The organism is Providencia sp. SP181, from assembly GCF_050446505.1.
Taxonomy (GTDB): domain Bacteria; phylum Pseudomonadota; class Gammaproteobacteria; order Enterobacterales; family Enterobacteriaceae; genus Providencia; species Providencia vermicola.
Genome location: NZ_JBBPXM010000012.1, coordinates 20,595 through 35,800, shown reverse-complemented (window position 1 = coordinate 35,800; position 15,206 = coordinate 20,595). Strand labels below are relative to the sequence as shown.

Annotated in this window: 15 protein-coding genes; all 15 read left to right on the top strand. The window is 42.8% G+C overall.

Features of this window, described 5'->3' with window-relative positions; all coding sequences use genetic code 11:
* Positions 1-77 precede the first annotated feature (77 nt).
* On the top strand, positions 78-803 hold the full coding sequence (gene rpsB / locus AABS66_RS17380) for a 30S ribosomal protein S2 (protein ID WP_102139937.1): 726 nt from the start codon (positions 78-80) through the stop codon (positions 801-803).
* A gap of 143 nt (positions 804-946) precedes the next feature.
* Entirely contained in the window at positions 947-1,798 is an 852-nt protein-coding gene (gene tsf / locus AABS66_RS17375; RefSeq protein ID WP_206083747.1) for a translation elongation factor Ts, read from the top strand.
* Between the two features lie 217 nt (positions 1,799-2,015).
* Positions 2,016-2,744, top strand: coding sequence for a UMP kinase (gene pyrH / locus AABS66_RS17370; RefSeq protein WP_206083748.1), 729 nt, complete (start codon positions 2,016-2,018; stop codon positions 2,742-2,744).
* Between the two features lie 108 nt (positions 2,745-2,852).
* Complete coding sequence (frr, locus tag AABS66_RS17365) at positions 2,853-3,410, top strand: ribosome recycling factor (RefSeq protein WP_206083749.1); 558 nt, start codon at positions 2,853-2,855, stop codon at positions 3,408-3,410.
* A gap of 147 nt (positions 3,411-3,557) precedes the next feature.
* Complete coding sequence (ispC, locus tag AABS66_RS17360) at positions 3,558-4,751, top strand: 1-deoxy-D-xylulose-5-phosphate reductoisomerase (RefSeq protein WP_206083750.1); 1,194 nt, start codon at positions 3,558-3,560, stop codon at positions 4,749-4,751.
* 186 nt (positions 4,752-4,937) lie between these two features.
* Positions 4,938-5,693: an isoprenyl transferase gene (locus tag AABS66_RS17355; RefSeq protein WP_206083751.1), complete on the top strand. Its 756-nt coding sequence runs from the start codon at positions 4,938-4,940 to the stop codon at positions 5,691-5,693.
* A gap of 9 nt (positions 5,694-5,702) precedes the next feature.
* The gene (gene cdsA, locus AABS66_RS17350; protein ID WP_206083752.1) at positions 5,703-6,563 is read left to right on the top strand and encodes a phosphatidate cytidylyltransferase; all 861 of its coding nucleotides are present in this window, start codon (positions 5,703-5,705) and stop codon (positions 6,561-6,563) included.
* Positions 6,564-6,571: 8 nt separating this feature from the next.
* Positions 6,572-7,924 carry a sigma E protease regulator RseP gene (gene rseP, locus AABS66_RS17345; protein ID WP_206083753.1) on the top strand — a complete coding sequence of 451 codons (1,353 nt, stop codon included), beginning with the start codon at positions 6,572-6,574 and terminating at the stop codon, positions 7,922-7,924.
* Positions 7,925-7,965: 41 nt separating this feature from the next.
* Positions 7,966-10,395 (top strand): outer membrane protein assembly factor BamA, encoded by a 2,430-nt coding sequence (bamA, locus tag AABS66_RS17340; protein WP_206083754.1) that lies wholly within the window; start codon positions 7,966-7,968, stop codon positions 10,393-10,395.
* A gap of 89 nt (positions 10,396-10,484) precedes the next feature.
* The gene (gene skp, locus AABS66_RS17335) at positions 10,485-10,979 is read left to right on the top strand and encodes a molecular chaperone Skp (protein WP_206083755.1); all 495 of its coding nucleotides are present in this window, start codon (positions 10,485-10,487) and stop codon (positions 10,977-10,979) included.
* Between the two features lie 3 nt (positions 10,980-10,982).
* Positions 10,983-12,020, top strand: coding sequence for a UDP-3-O-(3-hydroxymyristoyl)glucosamine N-acyltransferase (gene lpxD, locus AABS66_RS17330; RefSeq protein WP_206083756.1), 1,038 nt, complete (start codon positions 10,983-10,985; stop codon positions 12,018-12,020).
* Positions 12,021-12,149: 129 nt separating this feature from the next.
* Positions 12,150-12,602 carry a 3-hydroxyacyl-ACP dehydratase FabZ gene (gene fabZ, locus AABS66_RS17325; protein ID WP_047756012.1) on the top strand — a complete coding sequence of 151 codons (453 nt, stop codon included), beginning with the start codon at positions 12,150-12,152 and terminating at the stop codon, positions 12,600-12,602.
* Between the two features lies 1 nt (position 12,603).
* On the top strand, positions 12,604-13,401 hold the full coding sequence (lpxA, locus tag AABS66_RS17320) for an acyl-ACP--UDP-N-acetylglucosamine O-acyltransferase (RefSeq protein ID WP_206083757.1): 798 nt from the start codon (positions 12,604-12,606) through the stop codon (positions 13,399-13,401).
* A gap of 56 nt (positions 13,402-13,457) precedes the next feature.
* Positions 13,458-14,606: a lipid-A-disaccharide synthase gene (gene lpxB / locus AABS66_RS17315; protein WP_272516358.1), complete on the top strand. Its 1,149-nt coding sequence runs from the start codon at positions 13,458-13,460 to the stop codon at positions 14,604-14,606.
* Entirely contained in the window at positions 14,606-15,199 is a 594-nt protein-coding gene (gene rnhB / locus AABS66_RS17310; RefSeq protein WP_206083758.1) for a ribonuclease HII, read from the top strand. The genes lpxB and rnhB overlap by 1 nt, the downstream gene beginning before the upstream one ends.
* Positions 15,200-15,206: the final 7 nt, after the last annotated feature.

The following is a 15,206-nucleotide window of genomic DNA, read 5'->3' as shown; positions in this document are numbered from 1 at the left end:
TTTAGACGCAGCTTTGGAGTCGGTAGTATGGGATTCGTGGAGGCATAACCCCAATTACTTAAATACAGAGGTATTAAATGGCAACTGTTTCCATGCGCGATATGTTACAAGCGGGCGTTCACTTTGGTCACCAGACTCGTTACTGGAACCCAAAAATGAAACCTTTCATTTTCGGCGCGCGTAATAAAGTTCATATCATCAACCTGGAAAAAACTGTTCCAATGTTCAACGAAGCTCTGGCTGAGTTGACTAAAATTGCTTCTCGTAAAGGCAAAATTCTGTTTGTTGGTACTAAACGTGCTGCAAGCGAAGCCGTTCAAGAAGCTGCTAACAGCTGTGACCAATATTTCGTTAACCACCGTTGGTTAGGCGGAATGTTGACTAACTGGAAAACTGTTCGTCAGTCAATCAAACGTCTGAAAGATTTAGAAGTTCAATCACAAGACGGTACTTTCGACAAACTGACCAAGAAAGAAGCGCTGATGCGTACTCGTGAACTTGGCAAGTTAGAAAACAGCTTAGGCGGTATCAAAGATATGGGCGGTTTACCTGACGCTCTGTTCGTTATCGATGCAGACCACGAACACATTGCTATCAAAGAAGCAAACAACCTGGGTATCCCAGTATTTGCTATCGTTGATACTAACTCTGATCCAGATGGTATTGATTTCATTATCCCTGGTAACGACGATGCAATCCGTGCAATCAAACTGTATCTGGGCGCTGTAGCAAGCACCGTTCGTGAAGGTCGTTCGCAAGATCTGGCTGTTCAAGCAGAAGAAAGCTTAGTAGAAGCTGAATAATAAGGTTTTAACCTTATTAACAGGTATTGCTATACAGGTACTGCTATATGTTAGAAGGGGCCTGATTTAGGCCCCTTTTATATATGAATCAGAACTATCCACGTGGGGAAGACTCTCACGGGGAATATCGAGGAATAAATCACATGTCTGGAATTACCGCTGCATTGGTAAAAGAACTGCGCGAACGTACTGGCGCAGGTATGATGGAATGTAAAAAAGCACTTGTTGAAGCTAATGGCGACATCGAATTAGCGATTGATAACATGCGTAAATCAGGTCAAGCAAAAGCGGCTAAAAAAGCAGGCCGTGTTGCAGCTGAAGGTGTTATCCTGACTGAAGTTTTCAACGATGGTAAAACAGGTGCTCTGGTTGAGCTGAACTGTGAAACTGACTTCGTTGCTAAAGACGCAGGTTTCTTAGCATTCGGTAAAGAAGTTTTAGCTTCTGTTGTTGCTGATAAAAATGCTGACATCGACGCGCTGAAAGCAAAATTCGAAGAAGCTCGTACAACATTAGTTGCGAAAATTGGTGAAAACATCAATATTCGTCGCGTTGCTATTCTGGAAGGCGCACAAGTAGGTAGCTACCTGCACGGTGCTCGTATTGGTGTTTTAGTCGCTGGCGAAGGCGCAGACGAAGAATTACTGAAACACATCGCTATGCACATCGCTGCAAGCAAACCTGAATATGTGACTCCAGACAACGTTCCAGCTGATGTTGTTGCTCATGAGCACCAAATTCAGTTAGACATCGCAATGCAATCAGGTAAACCACGCGAGATCGCTGAAAAAATGGTTATCGGTCGCATGAACAAATTCACTGGCGAAATTTCTTTGACTGGCCAACCTTTCGTCATGGATCCAAGCAAATCTGTTGGTGACTTACTGAAAGAGAAAGGTGCTACTGTTTCTGGTTTCCTTCGTTTCGAAGTTGGTGAAGGTATCGAGAAAGTTGAAACTGACTTTGCAGCAGAAGTTGCTGCGATGAGCAAGTAATCAACTAAGGGCCGCCAATTGGCGGCTCTGTTTTATTCACGTTTCTTTCAAGTAAACAAACATGAGTTAGCGGGTATGAGAGACCATCAACGTTATCTTTTGGCTTGAAATATTACGTGGGTAATTAAGGTTTAAAAATCTATTCAAATTTAGGTATGTAGAACCTGTGTGTTCTGCGTATGTTACCCCAATAAATAATCTGTTAGGACAGAACACCATGGCTACCAATGCAAAACCCGTTTATCAGCGTATTCTGCTTAAATTAAGTGGCGAAGCCTTACAAGGCGCAGAAGGTTTTGGTATCGATGCTAGCGTTTTAGATCGTATGGCTCAGGAAATCAAAGAACTCATAGAACTGGGTATACAGGTCGGTGTGGTTATTGGCGGTGGTAACCTGTTTCGTGGTGCTGGTTTGGCACAAGCTGGTATGAACCGTGTTGTCGGTGACCACATGGGTATGTTAGCCACGGTGATGAACGGACTCGCTATGCGCGATGCTTTGCACCGTGCTTATGTGAATGCAAGACTGATGTCTGCTATTCCATTAAACGGCGTCTGTGATAATTACAGCTGGGCAGAAGCCATCAGCTTGCTACGTCACGGCCGTGTTGTTATTTTTTCTGCGGGAACAGGTAATCCATTCTTTACAACAGACTCTGCAGCGTGTTTACGCGGTATTGAAATTGAAGCGGATGTTGTGTTAAAAGCCACAAAAGTTGATGGCGTCTATTCAGCTGATCCAGCAAAAGACCCTGATGCTGTATTATATGAAAACCTGAATTATCAAGAGGTTTTGGAACGTGAATTAAAAGTGATGGACTTAGCTGCCTTCACATTAGCTCGCGATCATAACTTACCAATTCGTGTTTTCAATATGAATAAACCAGGTGCATTACGCCGTGTTGTCATGGGCGAAAACGAAGGTACTCTGATTTCTCACAACTAATACTCAGAGACACAGCCTGAGTTTAAATGTATTATCTAAGATAAATTCAGACAATTTAAGCGAGGTCGCATTGCGGCCTTTAATAATCAGTTCTTAAGGGTTGAAAACGTGATTAACGAAATCCAAAAAGATGCTCAAGACCGTATGGAAAAGAGCCTTGAAGCATTCAAAAACCAAATCAGCAAAGTTCGTACAGGCCGTGCATCTCCAAGTTTATTAGATGGTATCACTGTTGAATATTATGGCTCAGCGACACCATTGCGCCAATTAGCTAACGTGACGGTTGAAGATTCACGTACATTAGCTATTTCTGTTTTTGACCGTAGCATGTCACCTGCGATTGAAAAAGCGATTATGGCGTCTGATTTAGGCTTGAACCCATCTTCTGCTGGCACTGTTATCCGTGTTCCGCTTCCTCCGTTAACGGAAGAACGTCGTAAAGACTTAATTAAAGTGGTTCGTGGTGAAGCGGAGCAAGGTCGTATCGCTGTTCGTAACGTGCGTCGTGACGCTAATGACAAAGTAAAAGCGCTGCTAAAAGATAAAGAAATTAGTGAAGATGATGAGCGTCGTTCACAAGATGACATTCAAAAGCTGACTGATAGCTACATCAAGAAAGTTGATGAGTCATTAGCGCAAAAAGAAGCAGAATTGATGGAGTTTTAATCCATTATGATGATAAAGCCACCAATGCAAACTGTAAAAGTGTGCGTTAGCGTGGCTTTATTATTTTTCGTACCCATTAAAAAATCCTTTCTTATCACTAAGCTGATATAATCTCAGTATTGAATTAATACAGAGTATCCGATCACTATGAAACGTCTGACAGTCCTGGGTTCAACAGGTTCAATTGGTACTAATACACTTTCTGTTGTTCGTCAAAATCCTGAAAAATTCCAAGTTCTTGCCCTTGTTGCAGGTAAAAATGTTGCCGAAATGGCAAAGCAGTGTCTTGAGTTTAATCCGAAATATGCCGCCATGGCGGATGAGTTATCGGCGAAGGCATTACGGACAATTTTATCTGAGAATAATAACAAAACAGAAGTGTTGTCGGGCAAACAAGCAGCAATTGACCTTGCAGGTCTTGATGAGGCAGACCAAGTAATGTCAGCAATCACGGGTGTTGCTGGGCTATTACCCACCTTGGCGGCGATCCGCAAAGGTAAAAGAATATTATTAGCGAATAAAGAGTCTTTAATTACCAGTGGCCGCTTATTCTTTAATGAGATTCGACAACATAATGCCTCAGTCTTTCCAATTGATAGTGAGCATAATGCTATCTTCCAAAGTTTACCTGAAATTATTCAGCTCAACTTAGGTTTTGCTGATTTAACGGCTTCAGGTATTTCCAGTATTGTTTTAACAGGCTCAGGTGGCCCATTTAGAGATACACCACTATCGCACTTTGATAACGTGACGCCAGATGAAGCGTGTAATCACCCGAATTGGTCGATGGGACGTAAAATTTCAGTTGATTCAGCGACTATGATGAATAAAGGGCTAGAATATATTGAAGCCTGTTATTTCTTCAATGCAAATGCTGATCAGATGGAAGTGATTATTCACCCGCAATCGGTGATCCACTCAATGGTGAGGTATCGTGATGGCAGCGTCATCGCACAGCTTGGTACCCCTGATATGCGCACCCCAATTTCGTATAGCATGGCTTACCCACAGCGTATTATGTCAGGCGCAAAACCGCTTGATTTCTCTAGCCTTTCATCGTTAACATTTGTGCAACCTGATTATCAGCGCTACCCTTGTTTGAAACTTGCTATTGATGCGTGTCATCAAGGGCAAGCAGCGACAACAGCACTGAATGGGGCAAATGAAATGACGGTAGCGGCGTTCCTTGAAGGGAAAATTCGTTTTACAGATATCGCGAAAATTAATCACAAAATCCTAGAAAACCAAGTTTTTTCTGAACCTGTTTCTATTGAAGAGGTCTTAGAAATCGATGAATGTGCACGTCGTGATGCGATAAAAATAATCGCTCAGACAGTTTAAGCTTGGTATGTGATTTATTTAGTTGCTGATAACCATAATTTATCTTTAATATGTGATGCGTTTAAAAAAAGAAAGATAACCTAGTATTTAGCAGAGAATTAAGGATGTGTCTTATCAGCAAACTTAATAATAGTGGTTATTATTGAGTGGTATTCTCAAAGCGGTACTTACAAGGATTAACATTTAATGAACTCTAGTGGTGAAAATCTCTCTGAATCGATGATGCCTAAGCATGTCGCTATCATTATGGATGGTAATGGGCGATGGGCAAAACAGAGAGGAAAACTCAGAATAACAGGCCATAAGGCAGGTGTTGAATCTGTACGTAATTCTGTGCGTTTTGCGGTAAAAAATAAAATCAGCTCGCTCACGCTTTATGCATTTAGCAGTGAAAATTGGCGAAGGCCTGAAAAAGAAGTCAGTTCGTTGATGGAATTATTCGTTTTTGCACTCGATAATGAAGTCAAAAACCTACACAAGAACAATGTTAAATTAAAAGTGATAGGGGATATTGACCGCTTTAGCGAGCGCCTTAGAAAACGCATTGATAAAGCAGAAGCACTGACGCAAAACAATACAGGCTTAATATTAAATATTGCAGCGAACTATGGTGGGCGCTGGGATATCGCCAATAGTGTGAAGCAAATCTTTGCAAAAGTGCAAAGTGGTGAGCTTTCTATTGATGATATCAGTGAAGACTCTATTAATAACTCAATCTGTATGCATGACCAAGAGAATGTCGACTTAGTCATCAGAACAGGGGGAGAACATCGAATTAGCAACTTCCTATTATGGCAAGTCGCTTATGCGGAATTTTATTTCACCAACGTTTTGTGGCCAGATTTTGATGAAATGGTGTTTCAGGATGCGGTTGATGCATTTAGTAAGCGCGAGCGTCGTTATGGTGGGGCTGAATCAGATGACGAACTCGTCAAAGAATAGGGGATAGATGTGCTGAAATATCGTTTGCTTACTGCGATAGTATTGATACCAATTGTTATTGCGGCGTTGTTTTTTCTTTCTCCAGCGAATTTTGGTTTAGTTGTGATTGCTGTTTCTGCACTAGGTGCTTGGGAATGGGCACAATTTGCAGGATGGCACTCACAGGTTAAACGAATTAGCTTAGCAGTTGTTTTTGCTGCAATATTACTTGCAATACAATTTTCAATCCCTGACATCACGGTATTATCCAATGCGCCAATGATCCTTTATGGACTATGGGCAGGGCTGGTCTGGTGGGTTGTTGCTATTATCCTTGTTGTCACTTATCCAGCATCAGCGTCATGGGGTAAATCTGTTATTATTCGCTTATTATTTGGGGTATTAACCATAATCCCTTTCTACTGCGGAATGATGGCACTACGTACCGTGGGCTACCAGAATGACACCGCTATTGGTGCATGGTGGCTACTGTATGTCATGTTATTGGTATGGGGGGCAGACTCTGGTGCTTATGCCTTTGGTCGTACGATTGGCCGTAATAAAATGGCCCCAAAAGTCTCGCCAGGCAAAACGTGGGAAGGCCTCGTTGGTGGTTTAATCACAGCTGGGATTATTTCTTGGGTATTTAGTGCATATGCGCCAATCCCTGCTATGCCAGATTATTTGCTAGTGACTTCAATTATTGTTGTTGTAGTATCTGTATTTGGCGATTTAACGGAAAGTATGTTTAAGCGCCAATCTGGTATTAAAGATAGTAGTCATTTAATCCCTGGTCACGGTGGTATCCTTGACCGTATTGATAGCTTAACTGCAGCAATTCCAGTGTTTGCTGGGCTGAATTTGTTAATTTTTAACGGCTTTGGGCTGTAGGAAGATAAATGGGATTTATTTGGAGCTTAGCGGCATTTATTATTGCAATTGGTGTGCTGATAACCGTACACGAATTTGGCCATTATTGGGTTGCACGTCGCTGTGGCGTTTATGTTGAGCGTTTCTCCATTGGCTTTGGTAAAACGTTGTGGCGTAAAGTAGATAAACACGGTACTGAGTTTGTCCTTGCGTTAATCCCGCTGGGCGGTTATGTCAAAATGTTGGATGAACGTGTTGGTGACGTTTCTCCTGAACGCCGACATGAAGCATTTAACAATAAAACGGTAGGGCAACGTGCGGCAATTATTAGTGCTGGCCCAATTGCGAACTTTTTGTTAGCTATTGTTGTCTACTGGATAGTCTTTATGATTGGTGTTCCTTCTGTTAAGCCAGTTATTGAGGATATAAAACCTGGTTCGATTGCAGCAGTTGCGAATTTTGAACCCAAAATGGAACTAAAATCCATTGATGGTATCGAAACACCTGATTGGAATTCGGCGCGCTTAGCATTAGTTGGCAAAATAGGTGATCGCGAGTTAACTGCGCAAGTGTTGCCACAAGGGTATAGTGAACCCATAACCAAAACAGTTGATTTAACTGACTGGAAATTTGATCCTGAAAAGCAAGATCCGATTTTGTCACTGGGTATTATGCCAGTTTCAGTCAGAATTGACCCTGTGATTCAAAAAGTAACAGCGGGTCAAGCTGGTGAACGCGCGGGCTTAATTCCAGGCGATAGAATTGTGAGTGTTAATGGTGAGGAACTTGGGTATTGGAATCCTGTGACTCGAATTATTCGTATGAATCCGGGAACACCGTTAAAATTAGAAATTGAACGTTCTTCACAACGTATTTCACTCACCTTAACGCCAGACAGCCAAGATGGGCAGCGTGGTGAGAAAATTGGATTTGCGGGGGTGGAACTTTCAGTGTTACCGTTGGCAGATGAATATAAAATGGTTCAGCAATACGGGCCATTTTCTGCGTTTTACCAAGCAAGTGATAAAACGTGGCAGTTGATGAAGCTAACGGTCAACATGATGGGTAAATTAGTTGTTGGGGATGTCAAACTCAATAACTTAAGCGGTCCGATATCTATCGCGAAAGGAGCGGGGGTATCAGCCGAATCAGGCTTGGTATATTATTTGATGTTTATTGCGCTTATTAGCGTGAATTTAGGTATCATCAATCTGTTTCCATTGCCTGTTTTAGATGGGGGGCATTTGCTCTTCTTATTAATTGAAAAAATTAAGGGAAGTCCAGTGTCTGAGCGAGTACAAGACTTTAGTTTTCGGATAGGTGCAATGGCATTGATTCTGTTAATGGGACTTGCACTTTTTAATGATTTCTCTCGCTTCTAATTTTGTAAGCTGGGGACCAGTAAGGAATACGCATAACAACGATGGCGATGAAAAAGTTGCTCATAGCGTCGCTGCTTCTAGGCAGCGCCACTGCATACGGTTCAGACGGATTCGTAGTTAAAGACATTCGTTTCGAAGGTCTACAACGCGTCGCCGTTGGTGCAGCATTATTGAACATGCCAGTTAGGGTTGGTGATTCGATTGATAACGACGATATCAGTCGTTCGATTCGTTCACTATTTTCAACGGGTAACTTCGAAGATGTTAGGGTCCTGCGTGATGGAAACACGCTGATCGTTCAAGTTAAAGAGCGGCCAACCATCGCAAGCATCACGTTTACAGGTAATAAATCTGTTAAAGACGATATGCTCAAGCAGAACTTGGAGGCTTCAAATATTCGCGTAGGTGAGGCACTTGACCGCACGACAATCGCGAATATTGAAAAAGGCTTAGAAGACTTTTACTACAGTGTGGGTAAATACAACGCGACAGTGAAAGCCGTTGTGACGCCATTACCGCGTAATCGTGTGGATTTAAAATTTGTATTCTCCGAAGGTGTTTCTGCGCAAATTCAGCAGATTAACATTGTGGGGAACAAAAACTACACGACTGCTGAATTGGTTAACAAGCTGCAATTACGTGATGATGTCCCATGGTGGAACCTTGCGGCTGACCAAAAATATCAGAAGCAAAAACTGGCAGGTGATTTAGAAACGCTGCGCAGTTTCTATCTTGATCGCGGTTATGCACGCTTTAATATTGACTCAACACAAGTCAGTCTGACCCCAGACAAAAAAGGTATTTACATCACGATTAACATTACTGAAGGCGACCAGTACAAAATTTCTGGCGTTGAAATTAATGGTAATACGGCTGAACATTTAAATGAAATCAAAGAGCTGATCACAATTACACCAGGTGAGTTATACAATGGTGCGCAAGTGACGCGGATGGAAAACCAGATCAAAGAATTGTTTGGTCGTTATGGTTATGCCTATCCACGAGTGATGACTCAGCCTGAAATTAACGACACCGATAAAACAGTTAAATTACATCTGAACATTGATGCAGGTAACCGTTTCTACGTTCGTGAAATTCGTTTCCAAGGTAATGACACCAGTAAAGATACTGTCCTACGTCGCGAAATGCGTCAAATGGAAGGAGCATGGCTGGGGAATGACCTTGTCGAGCTTGGTAAAGAACGTCTGAATCGTACAGGGTATTTCGAAACTGTTGATGTTGAAACTCAGCGTGTGCCAGGCAGCCCTGATCAAGTTGATGTTATCTATAAAGTTAAAGAACGTAATACAGGCTCGATGAACTTCGGTATCGGTTTTGGTACAGAAAGTGGCGTGAGCTTCCAAGTCGGTGTTACACAGGATAACTGGTTAGGTACAGGTAACGCGGTTGGTATCAACGCAAGTAAAAATGACTATTCAACTAACGTTGAGTTCTCCTTTACTGACCCTTACTTCACTGTTAATGGTGTGAGCTTGGGTGGTCGTATTTTCTATAACGACTTTAGCGCGAAAGATGCTGACCTGTCTGGCTATAACAACAAAACGTATGGCTTAGATAGTTTCTTAAGCTTCCCATTCAATGAAAATAACTCTTTCCGTGTGGGAGCGGGTTATGTTCATAACAAACTATCTGATATGCGTGCGCAAGCTGCGATGTGGGATTACCTTGATTCTATGGGTAAAAATCCACCAATCACAGAAAATGGCCGTAATAAAGAAAGTTTTGATGCGGATGACTTTACGCTTAACTTAGGCTGGACATACAACTCGTTAAACCGTGGTTTCTTCCCAACTTCAGGTAATAAAACGAATGTCTCTGGTAAAGTGACTATTCCTGGCTCCGATAACGAATACTATAAATTACGTTTTGATACTGCGCAGTACTACCCATTAGATGAAGATGAAACATGGGTTGTATTGGGTCGTGCTCAAGCAGGTTATGGTGATGGTATCGGCAGCAAGCAAATGCCATTCTATGAAAACTTCTATGCGGGTGGTTCGAGTACCATTCGTGGTTTCCGCTCGAACAATATCGGTCCGAAAGCGGTTTACCTGAAGCGTTTCAAGGATTCAGCAGGGAATTGGGTAAATGGCCCTGAGCCAGGTAGCCCATCGAGTGATGCAGTAGGTGGTAACGCCATGTATGCAGCATCATTTGAGTTAATTACCCCTACACCGTTCCTCGATGAGAAATATTCGAACTCGGTTCGTACCTCTCTTTTCGTTGATGCAGGTACTGTATGGGACACTAACTGGAATAGTATTCCATCCGATTGGCGTGCGGGTATGCCTGACTACGGTAAGGCATCCAATGTCCGTGCTTCAGCGGGTGTGGCTTTACAATGGATGTCCCCACTTGGACCACTGGTCTTCTCTTATGCGCAGCCGATTAAGGACTACGAAGGGGATAAATCAGAACAGTTCCAATTTAATATTGGTAGAACGTGGTAATCTAGTCTAGTTTCTATCTATGAAGGCTCCCATAATTTTATGGGGGCAACCAAAATTTCCAACCATACATATGGGCTAAGGAGTTTAGTGTGAAAAAATTGTTGTGTGCAGCGGGTGTGAGTATTGCTTTAGCAATGTCTGCGGGGGCTTATGCTGAAAAAATCGCTATCGTAAACGTTGGTGAAATTTTCCAAAATATGCCTGCGCGTGAAGCCGTTGCTAAACAGCTTGAAAGCGAATTCAAAAGCCGTGCAACTGAATTGCAGAATTTGGAAAAAGACCTGCAATCGCGCGTAGAAAAACTGCGTCGCGATGGTGCTACCATGAAGCAAAGCGAGCGCGAAAAGCTTGAATCCGAACTCATGACTAAACGTGACACTTTTGCTGAAAAAGCGCAGAAATTTGAAGAAGACAACCGTCGTCGTCAAGGTGAAGAGCGTAATAAGATTTTAACTCGTATTCAGGACTCTATTAAGTCTGTTGCCGCTAAAGAAGGCTACGATGTCGTTATCGATGCAAACGCAGTTGCGTATGCAAAAGATAGCATCGACATCACGAGTCAGGTTCAAAAACAGGTTAAGTAATAGATGTCTTCAATTCGATTGGCTGACCTTGCTCAGCAGTTGAATGCACAATTACATGGTGATGGCGATACCGTCATCACCAGTATTGCGCCTATGCATTCAGCGAATAATCAACAGATAACTTTTTTATCTGATAGCCGTTACAGCGATAAATTGGCCGATTGCCAAGCTGCCGCGGTGGTCCTCACAGCAAAAGATCTCGAATCCTGCAAAGTAGCAGCACTGGTTGTTGATAACCCGTACTTAGCCTATGCACGGATGGCTCAAATCATGGATACCACGCCAAGCCCGGCAGAAGATATTCATGCATCCGCAGTGATTGCAAGTGATGCAACACTCGGTAAAAATATTGCAATTGGCGCAAATGCCGTTATCGAAAGTGGTGTTGTACTGGGTGATAACGTGGTGATTGGCGCAGGTTGCTTTGTGGGTAAAAACACGCGTATTGGGGCAGGCACCCGTTTATGGGCAAATGTCAGCGTTTACCACAATATTGAAATTGGCGAACACTGCTTAGTGCAATCTGGTACTGTGATCGGGTCAGATGGCTTTGGCTATGCAAATGATCGCGGTAATTGGATCAAAATCCCGCAATTAGGCACAGTGATCATCGGCGATCGCGTTGAGATCGGCGCAAGTACAACAATTGACCGGGGCGCACTCGACAATACAGTGATAGGTAATGGGGTTATTATCGATAACCAGTGCCAAATTGCACATAATGTCATTATTGGTGATAATACCGCAGTTGCTGGTGGTGTAATTATGGCTGGCAGCTTAAAAATCGGTCGTTACTGTATGATTGGTGGCGCGAGTGTGATCAATGGCCATATGGAAATTTGCGATAAGGTCACAGTAACGGGAATGGGAATGGTCATGCGTCCTATCACTGAACCAGGTGTTTACTCTTCAGGCATCCCTTTACAACCTAATAAAGTTTGGCGTAAAACAGCTGCTTTAGTCTTAAGTATCAATGAGATGAATAAGCGCCTGAAAAATGTTGAACGTGAATTAGATAGCCAAAATCAAAAAAATCAGTAATCATTTTGTAATTCAGGCTAAAATAGTTATCTGAGTTACGTTTTCCGGCCTGCCAGTTAACCTAATTTAAGGTTAAAGCAGGCCGATTCGTTAATAATAATCGTATTAATAGACAGGAAGAGTATTTCGATGAGTGATAATCATACTCTGAATATTGAAGAAATTTTAGAGCTCCTTCCACACCGTTACCCATTCCTTTTGGTTGACCGTGTATTGGATTTTGAAGAAGGCAAATCTTTGCGTGCAGTTAAAAATGTTTCCTTCAACGAGCCATTTTTCCAAGGGCATTTTCCTGGTAAACCAATTTTCCCAGGTGTTTTAATTTTAGAAGCGATGGCGCAAGCAACGGGTATTCTTGCATTTAAAAGCGTTGGAAAATTAGAGCCAGGTGAACTGTATTATTTTGCAGCGATAGACAATGCACGTTTTAAACGTCCTGTTCTACCTGGGGACCAAATGGTCTTAGAAGTTGAATTTATTAAAGAACGTCGCGGAGTCGCACGTTTTAAAGGCGTTGCAAAAGTTGATGGAGAAGTGGCCTGCGAAGCAGAAATGATGTGCGCCCGTCGCCGTGAGGTCTGATATGATTGACAATACTGCCTATATCCATCCTTCCTCCATTGTTGAAGAGGGTGCGATTATTGGAGCCAATGTGCGTATTGGCCCTTTTTGTTATATTGGCGCGAATGTTGAAATTGGCGAAGGCACTGAGCTGAAATCTCACGTTGTTGTTAATGGCCATACTAAAATTGGCCGCGATAATGTCATTTTCCAGTTTGCTTCAATTGGTGAAATTAACCAAGACTTGAAGTACCAAGGCGAACCAACTCGTGTTGAAATTGGTGATAGAAACCGCATTAGAGAAAGCGTAACGATCCACCGTGGTACCGTCCAAGATACTGGCCTAACAAAAGTGGGTGACGATAACCTATTGATGGTTAACGTGCATATAGCTCACGATTGTATCATTGGTAATCGCTGCATTATTGCAAATAACGGAACCCTTGGTGGCCATGTCACGTTAGGCGATTACGCGATTATTGGTGGCATGACTGCGGTTCATCAATTTTGTAAAATTGGTGCTCATGTTATGGTTGGTGGTTGCTCTGGTGTGGCGCAAGATGTGCCTCCTTATGTTATCGCACAAGGTAACCATGCAACACCATTTGGCTTAAACCTTGAAGGTTTAAAACGTCGTGGTTTTGAAAAAGAATCACTTCATGCTATTCGTAATGCATACAAGACGTTGTATCGTTCAGGTAAATCATTAGAAGAAGCACGTGAAGAAATCGCAGAAGCGGCAAAAGTAAACGAACATGTTAAAGTGTTTAGTGATTTCTTAGAAGATTCTGCACAATCTAAGCGTGGTATTATCCGTTAATCACAAGGTAATGTGCTTAACGTGACTAGGCCTTTATTAAGGAGCGAATTTCGGTGATTGATAACCGTCCACTTACTATTGGCCTTGTTGCCGGAGAGACATCTGGTGATATTCTCGGTGCGGGGCTTATTCGTGCACTTAAAGAACAAGTGCCTAATGCGCGCTTTGTTGGTGTGGCAGGTCCGTTGATGCAAGCTGAAGGCTGTGAAGCTTGGTACGAAATGGAAGAATTAGCCGTGATGGGAATTGTTGAAGTTCTCGGCCGGTTACCTCGCTTATTATCCATTCGTAAAGACTTGACCCAGCGTTTTACGCAGTTACAACCCGACATTTTTGTTGGGATTGATGCCCCTGATTTTAACATCACTCTAGAGGGGCGCTTAAAAGCGAAAGGCATTAAAACCATTCATTACGTTAGCCCTTCCGTTTGGGCATGGCGCCAAAAACGCGTATTTAAAATTGGTCGCTCCACTCATTTAGTCTTAGCATTTTTACCCTTCGAAAAAGCGTTTTACGATCGTTTCGATGTACCTTGTCGCTTTATTGGCCACACGATGGCGGATGCGATCCCGTTGAACCCAGATAAACTTGCTGCGCGAGAACGCCTCGGCATTCCCGAAAATGCAAAATGCCTCGCATTATTGCCTGGAAGTCGCCATTCAGAAGTCGAAATGTTGAGTGCCGATTTTTTACAAACGGCGCAAATACTCCAACAACGCTTCCCTGATTTGCACATTGTGGTACCGTTAGTTAATGCAAAACGCCGTCAGCAATTTGATACCATAAAAGCCACTGCTGCGCCTGAATTATCTGTGCATATTTTAGATGGGCAAGCCCGTGATGCGATGATAGCGGCGGATGCTACGCTGTTAGCATCGGGAACCGCAGCCCTAGAGTGCATGCTAACTAAATGTCCTATGGTGGTTGGTTACCGAATGAAACCATTCACTTTTTGGCTTGCTAAGCGCTTAGTCAAAACCCCGTATGTTTCCTTGCCAAATCTGCTTGCTGAAAAAGAAATTGTCAAAGAACTGCTGCAAGAAGAGTGTCAGCCAGAAAAACTGGCGCAGGAACTGCTTCCATTACTGGAAGGGGGGGAGCGAGTTGATGAATTAAAAGAAACTTTTTTACATCTGCATCAACTCATTCGTTGTGATGCAGATAAACAAGCTGCACAAGCAGTACTCGATTTGGTTAGAAATTAATGGAATTTATATATCCTAAAGCCAACTTAATTGCTGGCGTTGATGAAGTCGGACGCGGGCCATTAGTGGGAGCAGTAGTCACCGCTGCGGTGATCCTTGACCCGAATAACCCGATTGCAGGGCTCGCCGACTCTAAAAAAATCAGCGAAAAGAAACGTGAGAAATTGTTCGACGAAATTAAAGAAAAAGCGTTGTGCTGGTGTATTGGTCGTGCAGAACCTGAAGAAATTGATAAAATAAATATATTACATGCGACGATGTTAGCCATGCAGCGTGCCGTTGCAGGGTTATCTATCGTTCCTGAATTTGTTTTAATTGATGGCAATCGCTGCCCTGAACTGCCAATGCCTTCACAGGCGGTGGTCAAAGGCGATAGCCTTGTGCAAGAAATAAGCGCAGCATCCATTTTAGCGAAAGTGGTACGGGATAGGGAGATGGTTGAGCTGGACAAAGCATTTCCAGAATATGGCTTTGCAAAGCATAAAGGCTACCCAACCGCATATCACTTAGAAAAATTGGCGCAGTATGGTGCAACCGAATTCCATCGTAAAAGCTTTGCTCCTGTGAGACGAGCTTTAGACAGTCAAAAATAGGTATTTA